This window comes from Mycoplasmatota bacterium, assembly GCA_018394295.1.
Lineage (GTDB): Bacteria > Bacillota_I > Bacilli_A > Haloplasmatales > Haloplasmataceae > JAENYC01.
In genome coordinates this window covers 2,686,941-2,703,776 of the sequence record CP074573.1, presented here as the reverse complement: position 1 = coordinate 2,703,776, position 16,836 = coordinate 2,686,941, and the positions used below count along the sequence as shown (strand labels likewise).

General features: G+C 28.0%; 17 protein-coding genes and 1 pseudogene. 15 read left to right on the top strand and 3 right to left on the bottom strand.

Going from position 1 to position 16,836, the window contains the following annotated elements; genetic code table 11:
- Positions 1 to 45 precede the first annotated feature (45 nt).
- From KHQ81_12645 to KHQ81_12625, 5 genes and pseudogenes are all read left to right on the top strand, one after another.
- Positions 46 to 580 (top strand): annotated as a pseudogene (locus KHQ81_12645) (FAD-dependent oxidoreductase).
- A gap of 239 nt (positions 581 to 819) precedes the next feature.
- Positions 820 to 1,881: a beta-lactamase family protein gene (locus KHQ81_12640; protein QVK17680.1), complete on the top strand. Its 1,062-nt coding sequence runs from the start codon at positions 820 to 822 to the stop codon at positions 1,879 to 1,881.
- A 317-nt stretch (positions 1,882 to 2,198) separates the two neighbouring features.
- The gene (locus KHQ81_12635) at positions 2,199 to 3,062 is read left to right on the top strand and encodes a hypothetical protein (protein QVK17679.1); all 864 of its coding nucleotides are present in this window, start codon (positions 2,199 to 2,201) and stop codon (positions 3,060 to 3,062) included.
- Between the two features lie 355 nt (positions 3,063 to 3,417).
- On the top strand, positions 3,418 to 4,248 hold the full coding sequence (locus KHQ81_12630; protein QVK17678.1) for a helix-turn-helix domain-containing protein: 831 nt from the start codon (positions 3,418 to 3,420) through the stop codon (positions 4,246 to 4,248).
- Positions 4,249 to 4,288: 40 nt separating this feature from the next.
- A complete protein-coding gene (locus tag KHQ81_12625) occupies positions 4,289 to 5,068 on the top strand; it encodes a hypothetical protein (GenBank protein ID QVK17677.1) in 780 nt (259 codons plus the stop codon).
- Between the two features lie 220 nt (positions 5,069 to 5,288).
- Here the strand turns inward: KHQ81_12625 and KHQ81_12620 are convergent, their stop codons facing one another.
- Positions 5,289 to 5,402, bottom strand: a complete 114-nt coding sequence (locus KHQ81_12620) for an ATP-binding protein (protein QVK19639.1) — start codon at positions 5,400 to 5,402, stop codon at positions 5,289 to 5,291.
- Complete coding sequence (locus KHQ81_12615) at positions 5,357 to 5,614, bottom strand: ATP-binding protein (protein QVK19638.1); 258 nt, start codon at positions 5,612 to 5,614, stop codon at positions 5,357 to 5,359. The genes KHQ81_12620 and KHQ81_12615 overlap by 46 nt, the downstream gene beginning before the upstream one ends.
- Positions 5,615 to 6,019: 405 nt before the next feature.
- Here KHQ81_12615 and KHQ81_12610 point away from each other — a divergent pair, with 405 nt between their 5' ends.
- Complete coding sequence (locus KHQ81_12610; GenBank protein QVK17676.1) at positions 6,020 to 6,934, top strand: phosphotransferase; 915 nt, start codon at positions 6,020 to 6,022, stop codon at positions 6,932 to 6,934.
- A gap of 273 nt (positions 6,935 to 7,207) precedes the next feature.
- Here KHQ81_12610 and KHQ81_12605 read toward each other — a convergent pair whose 3' ends face one another.
- On the bottom strand, positions 7,208 to 7,678 hold the full coding sequence (locus tag KHQ81_12605) for a GNAT family N-acetyltransferase (protein ID QVK17675.1): 471 nt from the start codon (positions 7,676 to 7,678) through the stop codon (positions 7,208 to 7,210).
- Between the two features lie 312 nt (positions 7,679 to 7,990).
- Here KHQ81_12605 and KHQ81_12600 point away from each other — a divergent pair, with 312 nt between their 5' ends.
- The 9 genes from KHQ81_12600 to KHQ81_12560 all read left to right on the top strand — a co-directional run bounded on the left by KHQ81_12600 (position 7,991) and on the right by KHQ81_12560 (position 16,780).
- Positions 7,991 to 9,835: a serine hydrolase gene (locus tag KHQ81_12600; GenBank protein ID QVK17674.1), complete on the top strand. Its 1,845-nt coding sequence runs from the start codon at positions 7,991 to 7,993 to the stop codon at positions 9,833 to 9,835.
- A gap of 23 nt (positions 9,836 to 9,858) precedes the next feature.
- Entirely contained in the window at positions 9,859 to 10,536 is a 678-nt protein-coding gene (locus tag KHQ81_12595) for a response regulator transcription factor (protein QVK19637.1), read from the top strand.
- A 1-nt stretch (position 10,537) separates the two neighbouring features.
- Positions 10,538 to 11,449: a HAMP domain-containing histidine kinase gene (locus tag KHQ81_12590; GenBank protein ID QVK17673.1), complete on the top strand. Its 912-nt coding sequence runs from the start codon at positions 10,538 to 10,540 to the stop codon at positions 11,447 to 11,449.
- Positions 11,450 to 11,715: 266 nt separating this feature from the next.
- Positions 11,716 to 12,360, top strand: a complete 645-nt coding sequence (locus KHQ81_12585) for a TetR/AcrR family transcriptional regulator (GenBank protein QVK17672.1) — start codon at positions 11,716 to 11,718, stop codon at positions 12,358 to 12,360.
- Positions 12,360 to 13,295 carry a class I SAM-dependent methyltransferase gene (locus KHQ81_12580; GenBank protein ID QVK17671.1) on the top strand — a complete coding sequence of 312 codons (936 nt, stop codon included), beginning with the start codon at positions 12,360 to 12,362 and terminating at the stop codon, positions 13,293 to 13,295. The genes KHQ81_12585 and KHQ81_12580 overlap by 1 nt, the downstream gene beginning before the upstream one ends.
- Before the next feature lie 322 nt (positions 13,296 to 13,617).
- The gene (locus KHQ81_12575; protein ID QVK17670.1) at positions 13,618 to 14,040 is read left to right on the top strand and encodes a GNAT family N-acetyltransferase; all 423 of its coding nucleotides are present in this window, start codon (positions 13,618 to 13,620) and stop codon (positions 14,038 to 14,040) included.
- Positions 14,041 to 14,364: 324 nt separating this feature from the next.
- Positions 14,365 to 14,688, top strand: a complete 324-nt coding sequence (locus KHQ81_12570) for a winged helix-turn-helix transcriptional regulator (protein ID QVK19636.1) — start codon at positions 14,365 to 14,367, stop codon at positions 14,686 to 14,688.
- Positions 14,689 to 14,713: 25 nt separating this feature from the next.
- Positions 14,714 to 15,046, top strand: coding sequence for a CGGC domain-containing protein (locus tag KHQ81_12565; GenBank protein QVK17669.1), 333 nt, complete (start codon positions 14,714 to 14,716; stop codon positions 15,044 to 15,046).
- A gap of 180 nt (positions 15,047 to 15,226) precedes the next feature.
- Positions 15,227 to 16,780 carry a hypothetical protein gene (locus KHQ81_12560; GenBank protein QVK17668.1) on the top strand — a complete coding sequence of 518 codons (1,554 nt, stop codon included), beginning with the start codon at positions 15,227 to 15,229 and terminating at the stop codon, positions 16,778 to 16,780.
- The last annotated feature ends 56 nt before the right edge of the window (positions 16,781 to 16,836 follow it).

The following is a 16,836-nucleotide window of genomic DNA, read 5'->3' as shown; positions in this document are numbered from 1 at the left end:
TAAATTGATATTATCGGTGGAGGAATCGCTGGATTAAGCGCAGGTATGTTTGTCAAAAAAAATGGTTTTGAAAGCATTATTTTGGAGAAGCACCATTCTTTAGGTGGAGAATGTACTGGCTGGGATCGTCAGGGATATCATATTGATGGTTGCATTCACTGGCTGGTAGGGACAAAAGAAGGAACCCCCATCCGGGAATTGTGGAATGCTGTAGGAGCCCTTGACTGAAAGTGATTACAGTGCTGTATCGATAATTTGTTCGCTCGGAACTTTTACCGGACGCCAATCTTCTATTCCCTTAGGGGGCTCAAGGGCTCTGGCCAGGCGGATGAAAGAAAAGTATCTTGCCCTGGGCGGAAATATTGAGATTTCCTGTGAGGCAGTGGAGCTGGAAATCGAAGGAGATTCAGTGAGGAGAGTAACCTTGAGTAACAGTAAATCTTTTGAAGCCGATTACTTTATTGCAACATGTGATGCTAATGTGTTGTATGAAAAACTGCTTAAGGGGTAGTACCTCTACCCGGAATTTCAGAAGAGATTCAGCGACCAGGACACCTACCCCCTGGCTTCAAAGCTTTAGCGTTGGGAGTGCTACTTGTGGGAGTATTGACCATGGTACCCGTGTTAGGTTGGCTCCTTGCCTTGGTACTTCTTATGGTTGCTCTAGGATCAGTTGTGACCCCCTGCTTTGGAATGGTTTTTCCTAGAGCAAAAAATGTGGTTTAGAATCTCAGTTAAGCAGATTTTGACATAATGCATCTTATAAAGTTATGTCTAGTAGTAAAACAAGAATTTTCTATGTAGAGAGGAGATAAAAGAATGAAAACAAACAATTTACAAAAATCAATAGAAAACACGTTTAGAAAACAAGTGCAAAAAGATAGTAAAATAAAGAACGCTTATTTATTAGTTCATTCGGAAAAAGAAGGCATTCACATAAATATTGCAGAAGGGTCAACGGGTAATATGCCTGCCAACCCGCAGCAGCCAATCTATATGGCTAGTGTGGGTAAATTGTTTACTTCAGCAATTATCGGCATATTAGTAGAAAAGAAAAAGTTGTCTTTTGATGATAAAATCACTAAATACTTAGATCATGAGTTATTGAATAACCTACATTTATACAAGGGGAAGGACTATACTGATGAAATCAGGATCAAACATCTGCTAAATCAAACATCGGGTTTAGCTGATAATTTTTGGACTCTCTTAGATGAACTTATTAAGGATCAGAATCTAAATATAACGCCCAGAGAAGCAGTTGTCTGGGTAAAAAATAATACAAGACCTCATTTTCCTCCGGGTAAAGGATTCAAATATACAGATACAAATTATCAATTACTAGGTTTGATAATCGAAAGTATCACCGGTGAACCATTTCATGCTACATTAAAAAATTATATTTTTGAACCTCTTGATATGAGGCACTCATATATGAATCACTATTCAGAGCCAATGGAAAAATCCCAGTTTCCTACTGCCGATTTTTTTATACGTGAAACCAGATTAAATGATATTAAAGGGTATGCCGGTCTTGACTATACCGGTGGAGGAGTAGTGGCTACTTATGAAGACTTACTCAAATTCATGAAAGCTTTGGTGAACTATCAAATAGTGACAAAAAATACCCTTGAAGAAATGAAGAATAATTGTGCTAGATTTGGACTAGGAATTGATTATGGATACGGAATTTGGAAGTTTACAACCGTGCCTTTGTTGATGCCTAAAAAATTCAATTCCTGGGGGGCTGCAGGGGCAACAGGTGCGTTTATGTTTTATCACCAGGAAAAAGATACATATATCATTGGATGCTTTAATGATTTTTCATATAAAAGTAAAGGTGTTCGATTTATGCTTCTTAATGTAGTTAATCAATTATAAATGTACCAGAAGGAGAACGGTTATAATGAATAACCAGTATTTAAAAATTATTGAAGATAGCTCAGAATTAGGATAGCATAAACAAAATGCAACTCAGTTGTTCGTGTATTTTGCCTATTATTTAGATTTAGAATTAGAGTATATTGAAAGATCAACAAACGAGTAACAACTAGCGTGTACCTACACCCAAAACAAGGCATGTAGAGGTTGTAGTGTCTGTGGTTTATGAAGGGAAATAAAGATATAAATGATAAAAGGTACTGTTTTACAGTGCCTTTTTTGATATAATAAAACTAACTAGAGGAGGAGATAAAAACATGGATGATAATGTGCTTTTTGAATACTATCCATATAAAACTGATAAAACTATAAAAGTTGGGTATTGGGTATTTATATTTGTTTTTATTGGACTTATTATTACAGGTATATTAATGATTATAGAAGGATTAATTAAAAAGGATAATGTTGAAATTATTAGTTCCATAATGCCTTTTGTATTTGCTATTAGTATGTTTTTTCTACTTTTATCTTTTAAAAATCGTGAGTTACAAATATTTTCAGATCATATTTCCATTTATTCAATTTTTAGAAAGGAAAAAATTTATAAATTAAATACTAAATTAATGACAATACAAGTTAATTATACAACGGCAAGGAATAGAGGATTTAAATTAACCTTTTTAGATAGTAATTGTTCAAAAATTTGTTCATATATCTTACTTGAGTCTATGACATCACAAATCAAATTTAAAGAACGTAGAAAAAACTGGGGTGAGGGTTTAAAGAACATAGGTTGCTCTATTGAAGATAAAGGACATTATTTATTAGAAGAATCTATCAATAATAAACATCTATTAGATGGTATTGAATATGTTAATAATAATCAAATAAAAGATGACTCTTGTTTATATATTAGAAAATTATTGAAAAGAAATACCATACTTTTTCCAGTGTTGGCTTTAATGTTATCAATTATTCTAATAGGAACTTTCTCATTACTTTATTTTTTGGGGAAAACCGAATTAACTAATGTAATTATATTTATAGTAATGGCTATTTTACAAATAATTGCTTCAATATTTTTAAGTAATATATTTAAAAAAATGTTAAGATATGATGATGAAAAATTGTTAAATCAAGAATTCTCTAAACATGCTTTAGAAAGAAGAAAAAATAAATGAATTTACACAGTTGAAAACTCTATTTAATATTTGATGGTTTTGGGAAACGTGTAGAAGTTAATAAAGAATGTTTTTGTAGCCAATGTTGTCTAGTGTGTAGAGTAAAAATATATGTAATATCGAATTCACTAGTTTATATATTTAACTTCTAAGTGTAGTTGATATTCTTTTGATTAAATTTTAGAATATCTATATTAAATTGGTGATAATTTAACTTAATGATATACAATATATAATTTTGATTGTATTTTTATCAACTAATGGTTTAATTTCCTCAAATACACCTCCATTTTTATCAAGTATTAATTGTGTTATAATTGTCATATGAATTATTTTGATTAGGAGGAAATGAATTATGAATATTGGATTGAAGATTAAAGAGTTAAGAACTAAAAAAAGAATAACTCAAGAGGAATTAGCCAAAGCTGTTGGTGTTTCTACACAAGCAGTGAGTAAATGGGAAAATGGAGGATTACCTGATATTGAACTTTTACCGTCTATAGCAAATTATTTTAATGTATCAACAGATTTTTTATTCGGATTGCCTTCACATGAATTTGATAATTGTGAACAACTAATAGCAAAATATATTGCTGCTATCCCTAGTAAAAAGGATAAATATCAAGAGGTATTGAATATGTGTTGGAACATGGAAAAATCATTTTTTGGTAACCATGATGTCAATAAATGTACTTTAGATGAAACTATAGCTAGAAAAGATTTAAATCATTCTCAAATAGTTCAAAAAGAGGGAGTCACTATGATGAGATTAGCTGAGGATGGTTCTTTTTTCTTTATTGCACCTAAGCCTGAAACAGCTTTTAATTTCTTACTTAATACAAAACAAAAACAACTAAAGGCTTTTGAATTATTAAGTAAAGAAGATTTTTATAATGTTTTAATTTTTTTAAATACAAGAGATAATAAAAACTTTACTTCAAGTCTGTTAATGAAAGAATTCGGGTTATCACTAGAAAGAAGTAAAGAAATAATTGAAGACTTAAGAAGTTTAAATTTATTAGATACTACTGAAATAGAACTAGATGATGAAATACGAAATACTTATTCATTGCGAAATAACCCTGCTATTATTGGATTATTATCATTTGTAGATATGATTGTTAACAGACCTAATGGTTTTTGTTATAATATATGGGATGGAAATGTAAAGTATTTTAATAAATAATAAGCGATTGATTTAAAGAATTATCAGAAAGGAAAAATTTATGAAAACTGGAGTATATGCAAAAAGGGATTTAGAATTAACAATAACTGAACAATTTATATTATTGCACTATAGAAAAAAAGATTATTATGGGACCAAATTATATAGGGAAGGGAAATTATTAGCGATTGTAGAAAGAAAATTAGAAGATAGTGTTATTTCATCATACTCATTTTTAAATAATAAAAATGAAATTATTTCTAATACTGACAAATATGTAAATATATTAAATGAAGAATTTGATTGGTCTACATATGAAAAAGACGTAGATTTATTATTAAAAGATTCTATTAATTTAATTGATAGTCATTCTAAAGTTCCTTCGGTAAGTGAGGTAGGTATCGCAAGATGTTTAAAAATATGGACTTTAGGTATTAGTTTTAATTTAAATAGTGAATCATTATATTTTTATATGCAAACAAATAAACTTCAATATGTATTTTCAATATCAAAAGAGAAAGATAATATTTACTGTGGAATATCTATAAATATACCTTATGATAATGGATTGTTTGGAGGAGGACAATATTTTAGAATTAGAAATTATAAAGATAATAAAGAAGCTTATTGTTGGTGGATTTGTGATTTAGGTGAAAAAGTAAAAGATGTTGAATTTAATAAAAATGTTTGTGAAAATGGTAAATGTATTCAAACCAACCAAGGTACTTATTGGACCATTAATAGATTTACTGATGATCAAATTGTTTTACAAGGTTGTGGAAACGATGAATATGTTTATAATCGTAATAATGTTATGGTTGAAAGGTTCTTATCAGAGTAATTATTAAAATAAGAAGATAAATATATAACAGGAATAAAATGTAGGCATAAAATGCGGCATTCCTTGATATACAAAATATAAATCATAATCATTTATTATTAGGTGCTATATTATCTATTTTATCTTTAGTTCTGTATGATCGACATTCTATATTGATGATATTGCAATGATGGGGAAGTCTATCTAATATCGCATTAACTAGGACGTTATCACTAAATATTTATCCCCATTTAGAAAGTGGTTTATTTGTTGTAATGATGGTTGATGTCATATTATAACGTTTTGCTACTAACTGAAAAATAAATTTGATGATTCTATGTCTAAAGGTAAAAATCCAACTTCATCAATGATTAAAACTTTATAATTTGCGAAGAATTTAAGTATTTTTTTTAGCCTTTTATCCAAATGAGCTATTTTAAGTTGTAGTATTAAATCATTACAACTTATAAAATAAGTTATATTTGATGTTAATACATTAAAATAAAGAAGTCTAGTCCAACTTCTTCCACAGCTTAAAATATCCTTTTTTTGTTCTTCATTAAGAATTTCAGTTGCCTTTTTTTTGAGTGATTTTAGGGAAACTTATTAAAACATAGAGGGAAGCTGTATTAAGATTTACTTTTAGTGGTATCAATTCTTCATTAAGCCAAAAATATTAAGGGATTTTTACATGTATATTTTATTTGTGGCTATAGTGAAAAGAAAAGCTCATTGGTAAAAGAGTTTATTTTTTGTAATTGTGGTCAACATTAATATCGAAAATAAAGAAAACATATTGTTGGTTTTAGTTATGGAATTGAATTTATTGGGTATTCAAATGAATTCAAGGGACCAAGAAAACATTTAATGGTAATAGGGTTTATGAGCAAGAATATTATGTTAATAGGAAACACATAGTTCAGAAGATAGGAAGAGGTTAGTTAAAAACTTTAATATTTAAAGGAGAAAATTATGATAAAGGTAGTTGATGTTTTGCATAATTGGGATATAAAGAGTGATTCTGTGAACCAAATATATACAAGTGCTTGGTCAATAGGTCCTGATTATATAATAAAATCAGGAAAAAATTTAGAGAGTGCAAAGAGAAATCTGACAATCATAAAATGTCTTAATGAGATCGGAATACCAGTGGCAGAAATAGTTCCAACAATACATGGAGATAATTTAGTAATTGTTGAAGACAAATATTTTATCCTAAGCAAACGAATTTGTGGAAGACATACAAAAAATATATATGATATGAATTACATTGATATTGCACAAGAATCTGGGGATATTATAGCTAAGCTCCATCTTGCTTTTTTAGAATGTCAAAACAAAATAGAATGTTGGGAAAATAGTCTCTTAACAGAAATGAACGGTTGGATTAAAGATGTTTTTGATTCTGAGGGTTATTCACTTGTTAGTAAAGAAGAGTTTTTAGTAACTGTTAGAAGACTTGATGAGGTCTATTCAGAATTACCTAAACAGCTTATTCATAGAGATTTACATTTTGGAAATCTATTGTTTGAACAAGGAAAGGTCTCAGGTTATATAGACTTTGATCTATCTCAAAAAAACATACGTATCTTTGACATATGTTACTTTGTACTTGGTTTACTTATTGATTGTATTAATGATAAAGAAAAAATAAATAAATGGTTTATAGTATTAAAGAACTTTATTATAGGATATGAGAGAAATATATCTTTAACAGACAATGAGAAAAAGTCTGCTAGTTGCGTAATGGAGTGTATTGAAATATTATTTTTAGCATATTTTACAAAAAATAAAGACTACAAACTTGCTCAAAATGCAGCTGAAATGTTTAAATGGATAAGAAAAAATGAAACAATGATTCAAGAATCTTTTTTGCTGAAAGCTTAATTGAATGATAATATAATTTAACAGTATAAATTAAGTTAGAATGTTATCCATTAATGTTATTTGCAGGTACCATATTATACTTTCAAAAAAAAGGATTAATAGAAAAAATATATTATAAATGGCTTAAATTATATTGTGTGCTCAAATTATTTTAATAAAATGGAAATTATAAAAGATAAGTTAAAATTAAAAAAAAGTAAATGACCTTCTTAAAAATTTGATCTATTTACTTTGATACTTTAACTACGATAAATAGTATCCCAATAATATTATTTATAAATATTTCTTCATTTTGATAAATTCAAATTCTCCCCCATTTGTTTTTTGCATATATTTCTCTATAGGTTGAAATCCAATTTTCTCATATAATCTGATTGCTCTTTTGTTAAATAAGGCGACTGCCAGCATAACATAATTTTTTCTATAATTAAACTTTTTTATTGCAAAATTGATACCTGAAATTACAAACTCATATCCAAGACTTCTTCCTGTTAATTCTGGTTTAAGACCAAATCCCAACCACATAATGTCGTCTTCAAAATTAAATGAATAAAATCCAATTAACTCACATTCTTCATTTAGCACTCCAAAATAAATTCCATCCCAATTTTCTTCATTAAGAAAATCATCTAGATCTTCTTCATCAGCTGTCATATCATAGAATGAAAAAATCCCATTATATTTCCAATTGTATGCAATCTCATTTGCATATTTTTTATTCATAGGAACAAATTTATAACTCATTGTTTTTCTTCTCCTTTTATACAAAGTATTACTATGCACCCTTATTTTTTCATAATCTAAATACAATAAAAGTTAACGACATTACTTCGTAAATTCTATATATAAGATACAATTCAAAGAAAAGATGTACAAAATCTCATTTGATTATATCATAAATTTCCATATCTGTATAAATTTTAGATTAATCGTAAAATGTAAGAAAATAAAGTATCTGTTCTTTAGTTATAATTTAATGTTATATTAATGTTTCTCTCACTTTATAGAAATATTACCCATTTATACTATGTGTATAAAAATAAAGGAGAGATTTATATGCATAAAATTATATCTAGAACCATGTTTACTTTATTGTTATTTGTTTTGTTAATGTCATCACTTTCATTAAAAGTTTCTGCAGAGGAAACAAATTATACACCTTCAGGTATTGCTTACTCAGAGTTAAAGGATGTTATCGATAACTATGTAAATGAATATATAGGTAATACGACTGCTGGAGCATCTGTAGCAGTTTTACAAAATGATGAAACCATATTTAAATCAAACTATGGATACAGCGATATTAAAAACAAAATTCCTATTACAGATAATACAGTATTTGAGTGGGGATCAGTAACCAAATTATTTGTTTGGGTTAGCGTTATGCAGTTAGTAGAGGAAGATAAATTAGATTTAAACGAAGATATCAAAGTATATTTACCAGAAAACTTTTTTAAAAAATCACAGTTTAAACAGCCAATTACTATGTTAAATCTTATGAATCATAATGGTGGTTGGGAAGAACATCTGACTGATTTATTTAATAGTAATCCACAAAATGTGAAATCGTTAAAAGAAACATTAGAAATCTTTGAGCCAAAACAGGTTTATAAACCAGGTGAGGTAGTATCTTATTCTAATTATGGTGCAGGTTTAGCCGCTTATATTGTTGAATGTATTACAGGTATGGATTTTTATGAATATGTAAATCAATATATTTTTGATGTTCTTGATATGAAGAAAACATCCATCCATCCATTACAAGAGGATAACTTGTTTATTCAAAAAAATCGTCAGTTAACCAAGGGTTATTCAAACGGTTTTAAAGAAAGACCAATTTATTATTTAGGACTTTACCCTGCTGGTGGTGCGATTGGAACATTATCTGATATGTGTAAATTTGTCAGTGCATTAATCCCAAAAGATGGGGAAACATCACCATTGTTCAAAAAGGAAGATACGCTTGATTTCTTGTTTTCAAAAAGTTATGTACCAACCGATGATTTTCCAGGTATCTCTCATGGCTTTTGGGAGCATTATTACTCTGTTCGTACATTGGAACATGGTGGTAATACTGATTCATTTTCAGCTCAAATCACCTTTGCACCAGAAGAAGGAGTGGCAGTTCTTATAATGAGCAATCAAGCACATGAAAGAGCTATATGTTTTGGGCTTAAAGACAAGATATTCGGTTCATATAAAACAGATAATTTTGATGGTGAACTTCCAGATTCAAGTATTGTAAAAGGAAACTATTGGAGTATGAGAAGAACTCACAGTGGGTTTTCACAATGGATGAATTTAATTATAAATGAAGTTACAGTAGTTGATGAAAACACAATAGATATTGATGGGGATGTTTATTATCAAATAAGACCGTATGTCTATCAATATACAGATAAAGGTGGAGCTAGTGAGTTAATTTATTTGGATGTTATAAACGGACAAGTAAAAAGTATGTATCAGGAATATGGAGAATATGAGCCTATAAGTAACTTAGTAGTTATAAGTCGTTTAGGAGTAATGGCTTTTCTTGTTTTCAGTTTAATATATTTTATCTTTGCATTTATTATTTCAGTAATTTATGGATTGAAAAGGAAAAATAATCTTTCCATTAAGGCTAAAAGAATGATAATATTGAATATAGTTGGATTTGTTTCAATTGTGAATACAGGCATTTTGTTCTATAGATCATCAATGTATCCTAGTTATAATGATTTAAAAATTCATTTTATAGTTAATATTATAGCAGTAGTATTGATAATGTTTACTCTATGCAGGAATTTAATTTCAGCGATAAAAAGAAAAACGGAAGATAAAAGAAAGATAGGTTATATTCTTGCAAATATAATTGCTGTATTGTATGTAGTGATAATCGTAGCCTGTGGGATTTATAAATAGTAATAGTATTTTAAGGAGGTTACATAATGTACAAAATTCTAATCGCAGATGATGAAAGTGATATAATAAAACTTTTGCGGTTATATCTTGAAAAAGATGATATCAAAATATATGAGGCTAATGATGGGGAAGCAGCTATAGGTGTACTAGAAGAAAATGAGATTGATTTAGCTATTGTAGATATTATGATGCCTAAATTAAATGGATTTGAATTAATAAAAAAAATAAGAGTATCAAATAATATTCCTATTATGATTATTTCAGCAAAAGTTGAAACAGCTGATAAAATATTTGGTTTAGAGCTCGGTGCAGATGACTATATAACAAAACCCTTTGATCCAATGGAAGTGGCTGCAAGAGTAAAGGCAAATTTAAGACGTTTCTATAACCTAAATCAGTTGAAAACAGATAATATCACAGAAATTAAAGTTAGGGATTTAATTCTTGATACAAGTCAATGCGTATTATATAAAGATGATAAAAAAATAGACTTGACTTCTGTTGAATACAAAGTGTTAAAGTTGTTTATGGAGTCACCAGGAAGAGTATTTACTAAAGAGCAAATATTTGATTCTGGATGGGGAGAAGAATATGTAGTTGATGATAATACCATACGAGTATGTATCAGTAAGTTGAGAAATAAAGTTGGTGAAGAAGAAATTAAAACAATTCGAGGTTTAGGGTATAGATTGGAGAAATAGTATGAAGACATTAAAAAAATACTTAATTAGAATATTTATTATAATTACGGTTACTATGGCATTTTTGAACTCTATAATAGATAGTGTATTCGATACTGTCACAGTAGATATTACAGATGAACGAATAATGGAACTAGCTTTAATTTTATATTTAATTGCAAGTATCTTAATTTTTGTTTTTGGTGTAGTTATATTTGTTCGCCTAGTTAGTAAGAAAATCGAAAAAGAAAATACAAAATATAACCAAGAAAGAAGTATGTTGTTTGCTAATATTACTCATGATTTAAAGACCCCTATTACAACTATAATGGGATTTTCGAAGGCATTATACGATGATGAAGTAACCGATGAAACAGAAAAAAAGGAACTATTAAATTCAATTTATGGAAAGTCTATAAAGGTAAATGAATTATTAGATTTAATGTTTCAATATACTAAACTTGATGGACTAGATTATGAAATGAAGCTAAAAGACCAGGATGTTGGAAGGCTTATTAAAGAAGTAATAGCCCTTCATTATAATGAATTTGAAGAAAAGAATATCGAGATAAATATAGAAATACCCGAAAGAACTATCAAAAGAAATCTTGATCATGTGCAGTTTTCTAGAGCTATTTCAAATCTACTTATAAATGCATATCGACATAATAAATCTGGAAGTAAAGTGAAAGTTCGTTTAGAAGAAGATAACGAGATTAAAATAATAGTGGCAGATAATGGAGAAAATATTAGCGATGAGATGAAGGAAGACATTTTTAATCCCTTTATATGTGGTGATGAATCAAGAAATAGCAAAGGCGGAAGTGGATTGGGATTAGCCATAACAAAAAAAATAGTAGAGAAACATGGCGGAAAAATCTTTATTGATTCTGATATAGATGGGTATACGAAAGGCTTTGTCGTACAATTATAATATTTAAATTGATAAATAAGTTCAATTTATATTTGTTAAGTAAGGATTTTAAATTAAAGTTTCCTATAACTAAGACAATAAAGTGGAGGTTGAATAGGATACAAAAATATGAGAGCCAATTGAAGTAATTTATTTGTTTTAATTACTTCAATTGGTTTTTTGTTTTAATTAAAACATTATCATTTTTAATAAATATATATTGACAACTAATAAGTATACTGATAGTATATTTAGTATACTAATGATATACTAAAAGGAGGGTCGTTATGGGTAGAGAAAATAAGAATAAAATTATTGCGGAATTACATAGAAAAAACATATTATGTAGTGCAGAAGAATTATTTAAAGAACAAGGTTTCATCAATACAACAATTAATGATATTTCTAGACTATCAGAATATAGTAGGAGGACGATTTACTCATATTTTAATAGTAAGGAGGAGATTTTGAACTATATTGTTTTGCAGGGACTTGAAGAATTGTTAAGAAATGTTACCGTAGCCCTAGAATCTAGTAATAATTATCTTGGACAGTATAAATTAATATGTAAGGCTATGGAAAGTTACTATTTAAATTCACCGTTTTCTTTTAAGATGGTGGATCAGATGCAAAACAAAAACATTGATATTGATACAGTATCAACAACTGTCAAAAAAATTTTTGCTGTTGGCAAGGAAATTAATGATTTACTTGAAGCATATATAGAAACTGGTAAGAAACAAGGGGTTTTTAGAGTTGATATTAAAACAAAAGAAACAGTATATATTATGTGGTCAAATATTGCGTCATTACTTAGTTTAATAAATAATAAAGGGCAGTTTATAGAAAAAGATACTAATACCACAAAAGAAGAATTTTTAAATTATGGATACATTCAAATAATTAATTCAATTTTAGAGGAGAGGATATAATGAAAGAAAATAAACATAGTATGACAGCATTGGTGAGTTCTTTTAGTAGGGCCTATCATACAAAGAATAATGATTATAGAGTTTTCAGTGATAGTTTAGCTACAGAATTTTTAAAAGCTGAGGAATATGAGAGTATTAGTGAAAATATGAGAAAAGGCATTAACTTTTTTAATCCATCCTTTAATGGAAATGATAGTGAAGCTTTGGAGTGGATTGTTAACAATCAACTATCTCCTACCCCTTTAGGAAGAGCAGCCTTTGCAGAAGAGATGTTAGAAAATGCGATAAGAATAGGAGCAAGTCAATATGTTATATTAGGAGCTGGAATGGACACTTTTGCTTTCAGGCAACCTAATTACGTAAAACACTTGACTATATTTGAACTTGATCTTCCTAATACACAAAATTTTAAGATGAAAAGAATTACAGACCTAAATTGGGAATTACCTAAGAATCTTAGTTTAATATCAACAGACTTAACCAATGAAAGTTGGGAAAAGGCACTTACAAACTGTGGCAACTTCAATGGTTCAGAAATTACTTACTGTACTTTATTAGGTCTGGTGTATTACCTAACTGTAGATAATTTTAAAAAACTTATAAAAAAATTATACAACCTATTTCCAGATGGGAGTAGCATAGTTTTTGACTATCCAGATGAAAATACTTTTACTGAAAAGGCAAGTTTACGAGTCCAAAAACAGGTTGCAATGGCTAATTTCAGTGGAGAGAAAATGTTAGCAGCTTATAGCTATAATGAAATGGAAAATATTTTATCTGATTGTGGATTTCTAATATATGACCATTTGACTCCAGAAGATATAAATAAACGTTACTTTGAAACATACAATAACATAAATAAACATAAGCAAATATTTGCTTTTGAAAATGTGAATTATTGTCTAGCTGTGAAAAAATCATGTAATTGTAGTTAATAGTAAAAAATGAAAAAAGTGCTGGTAGAAAGGCGCTTTTTGGTATATTGTAAAATATATGATTAGTTATGGGAGGAAAAGGTCATTCGTAAATCAAGTAATAATAGGTCTTACAGTTATTTTACGCTCTCTTCTTGTTTTATTAAAATTTTAATAGTTTATAGTGTATTGATTTTTTCACAAATGAATATAAAAATGAAAAATCAACTATTTTTGTAAATATATTTATGATTATTGCATAAGGGTATAATATCTGCTAAGATATAGATAAGTTTTTTATTAAAATATAGATTTAAGTTCATAATTAGGGAGGAGATAACAAATGGGTATTTATAAGTTAAACAAAGATGATATACAGATTGCTAATGATGTATCAAAAATTTTTCATTGCCTTGAGTCAGATGAAAAAAAGATTATTCAATTTTTATCAAATGATAAAAATCATTTGATAATCTACTATGTTGAAGATAAAATTGCTGGCTTTGTTCTTGGATATGAATTACAAAGATTTGATGGAAAAAATAATATGATGTACATGCATGAAATTGAAGTATTACCTGATTACAGAAAAAAAGGAATTGGAAAAAAGTTAATGGATTCTTTAAAAGAAATATGTAAAAATAGAAATGTATTTAGGATATTCCTTATAACAGAGAAATCTAATTTACCTGCTGTAGCATTATATGAAACAATGGAAGGAATAGCAAAGAATAACGATGATATAGTGTTTACATATAAAATATAAAAATGCTGATATAAAAATTTAATTATTATGGAGATAAAAAATTCCGCTTTAAGAGATTTGAAGCGGAATTTTAGTATTTTGTTAATATTATTAAATAAATATTTACCATCTAATCCATAGTAACTCTAAATTCGTCAAAGTAAAAGTCACAGATTTCAAGACAAGAGAACCTATTTTTTTATGATTCTAATTGATAATATTTTTATATAATTTGGAAAAAAATAACAACGATTAAAGTTTGACAGTTTATTTGAAGAGTGATATTATTTCTATAGTCTTTATTTGCATATTTTCGAAAATAATTAAAGGAGAAATTTAAAAATGATAAATCAGAAAGAACTTTATAAACTCCACGCAGATTATTGTAAATTCATGGCTAATCCAAAGAGGATAGAAATTCTTTTTCTATTAGGAGAAAAAGAAATGTGTGTAGATGAGATTGCTTCAGAAATGCAGATTAAGATTCCTAATATTTCCCAACATTTAGCTGTGATGCGAGAAAAAGGCGTTGTCGAGGTAAGACGTGAGGGCAGAAAGATGTATTACACGCTTGCTAATCCTAAAACTCTTCAAGCCTGCATCATCATGAGAGAGGCTATGGTGGAACAGATAGAAAAGCAAATTGACATGATAAAATCAATAAAATAATAAATGATAGAGAGAGGTAATGTTTATGAAGGTAGGATTAATCAGATGTATGCAGACAGAGGATATGTGTCCGACAACTTCTTGTTTTAAAGTGATGAACAAAAAAAAGTTAGCCTTTGAAGGTATCGATGAAGATATCGAAGTAATTGGAGTGAATACCTGTGGTGGCTGCCCAAGCAAAAAAGCGGTGATGAGAGCTGCTGAGATGGTTAAACGAGGAGCAGATACTATTGTTCTGGCTTCCTGTATTACTAAAGGCAATCCTATTGGCTTTGCCTGTCCACATGCAGATCAAATGAAAGCTGCAATCGAAAAAAAAATAGGAGAATCAATTAAGATTATTGATTATACTCACTAATATATTGTTTAATACAAGCATGTTTATGTAATTAAAGGAAGGGTGATTATAAGTAAGTTGTAATAGAAATCAAAAAAATAGAGTGTCGAAATAAATGGTAAAAAGTGGATAAAGCGCTGAAAGAAAGGCGCTTTTTTGGTATAATGAAATGTATATGAATTAGATATGGGAGGAATAGATATGAAAAAATCATTCGCACAACAAGTTATAATAGGTATTACAGGAATTTTAGTAGTTATTGGTTTCATTGTTTTCTATGTAAATATGTTTGATATAAAACCTGGATGGATTAACAATATAATAATAGCATTATCTATGGCATTATTTTTGGGGAGTTTATTATATATATTTGGTGGTAAACCATCGTTTTTTATTGGTGTTAAGCTAGGTTTTGGCATGGTAACTTTTATGGTTCTAGTGAAGGAATTACCACGTTTTTGGAGTGGAGTTTTAATTGTTTTATGTGCAATAGTTTTCATGGGAATTCCAGTAGTAAAAGAGTATTTATATGACCGAGAAAAGAACTCAAAATTTCCTAAGAATAAAAAAATTGCTAAGGCTATAAAAGAACAAGAAGAGTTAGATGAAGTATTACAAGATATAAATGAAGAGTTTCTATCTTCCATTGATTATAGTAATCAATCATTACTTTTACAAAGTTCAAGTGGTAAATTCTATCAGTGTATTAAAGGATATAATGAATTTTACTTTATCCATGTCGGTAGTGAATTAATAGGTATAGATTTTGATTTATTAAAAACAGATTTCTCAGATGAAAAAAAATATATAAGTAATAAAAAAGATTACATAATAAAAAAGAATGATATTAGTTCAATAAAATATAAGGTAGATAAAGTAAAAAACTTATCTTATGACAATAGTGGTTCAATTATTATATATCATGATTATAAGAAAAAAAAGAAATTTAAATTATTAGAAATCATATCGAAAAAAAGTGTAAAAGCATTTTTTCAAGGAATTAATATTGATATCAAATCAAAGGAACAGGTTAATACTCCTGTTATTAAAAAGGGTAAACATAATCAAAAATCAATAAGCAATTTAAAGCTAATATTTATAATTTTAACATTTATTTCTATTCTTGTTTCAGCTATTTTTCTATTTTTACCATTTAGTTATAAAATATTATCAATACTGTGCATGTTAGTATTTATATCAAGTTTTGTACTTTATGTAATGTACAATGATATTATATCTATAGAGGATGATAGTAATCATAAAACTTTTACTAAGGATAAGATAAATATTATTTTTGTTTTAATGTTTCCTTGTATTAGTTTAGGGTTACGTTCACTTCTTGATTTTGATTTAATGTCTTATAAAACGTTTTTAGTTTTTAGTATTTTGATTTTTTCAATTATTTTACTAGTCTTTTTTATTTTTACAAATGAATATAAAAATAAAAAATCAGCTATTTTTGTAATTATATTTGCTGCTTTGTTCTTTTCTCCTTCAGTTGTAGTTCAAACAAATTATATTTTTGATTCATCTGAATCAAAAATAATACAAACTGAAATTATTGATAAGCGAGTTTCTGAAAGTTCAAAGTCACCAGATAAATATTTAATAAAAGTGATTGTCTCAAATGGTAAGACAATTGAGTTAGATATCTCAGAGGAATATTATAATAGCCTTACTATTGGCGATGTAGTTGATGTAGGTGAAAAAGAAGGTTTTTTGAAAATAGGATATGTATATGTAATAGAAGATTAATTATAGATAGATCTAAGAAATATGTGCTTTTGTCAGATATTTGTTTACACTATTTT

Coding starts and splice junctions, on each gene's coding strand:
- KHQ81_12610 (QVK17676.1), top strand. CDS start 6,020: ATGATAAAGGTAGTTGATGTTTTGCATAATTGGGATATAAAGAGTGAT.
- KHQ81_12640 (QVK17680.1), top strand. CDS start 820: ATGAAAACAAACAATTTACAAAAATCAATAGAAAACACGTTTAGAAAA.
- KHQ81_12565 (QVK17669.1), top strand. CDS start 14,714: ATGAAGGTAGGATTAATCAGATGTATGCAGACAGAGGATATGTGTCCG.
- KHQ81_12630 (QVK17678.1), top strand. CDS start 3,418: ATGAATATTGGATTGAAGATTAAAGAGTTAAGAACTAAAAAAAGAATA.
- KHQ81_12625 (QVK17677.1), top strand. CDS start 4,289: ATGAAAACTGGAGTATATGCAAAAAGGGATTTAGAATTAACAATAACT.
- KHQ81_12605 (QVK17675.1), bottom strand. CDS start 7,678: ATGAGTTATAAATTTGTTCCTATGAATAAAAAATATGCAAATGAGATT.
- KHQ81_12590 (QVK17673.1), top strand. CDS start 10,538: ATGAAGACATTAAAAAAATACTTAATTAGAATATTTATTATAATTACG.
- KHQ81_12635 (QVK17679.1), top strand. CDS start 2,199: ATGGATGATAATGTGCTTTTTGAATACTATCCATATAAAACTGATAAA.
- KHQ81_12575 (QVK17670.1), top strand. CDS start 13,618: ATGGGTATTTATAAGTTAAACAAAGATGATATACAGATTGCTAATGAT.
- KHQ81_12580 (QVK17671.1), top strand. CDS start 12,360: ATGAAAGAAAATAAACATAGTATGACAGCATTGGTGAGTTCTTTTAGT.
- KHQ81_12560 (QVK17668.1), top strand. CDS start 15,227: ATGAAAAAATCATTCGCACAACAAGTTATAATAGGTATTACAGGAATT.
- KHQ81_12585 (QVK17672.1), top strand. CDS start 11,716: ATGGGTAGAGAAAATAAGAATAAAATTATTGCGGAATTACATAGAAAA.
- KHQ81_12600 (QVK17674.1), top strand. CDS start 7,991: ATGCATAAAATTATATCTAGAACCATGTTTACTTTATTGTTATTTGTT.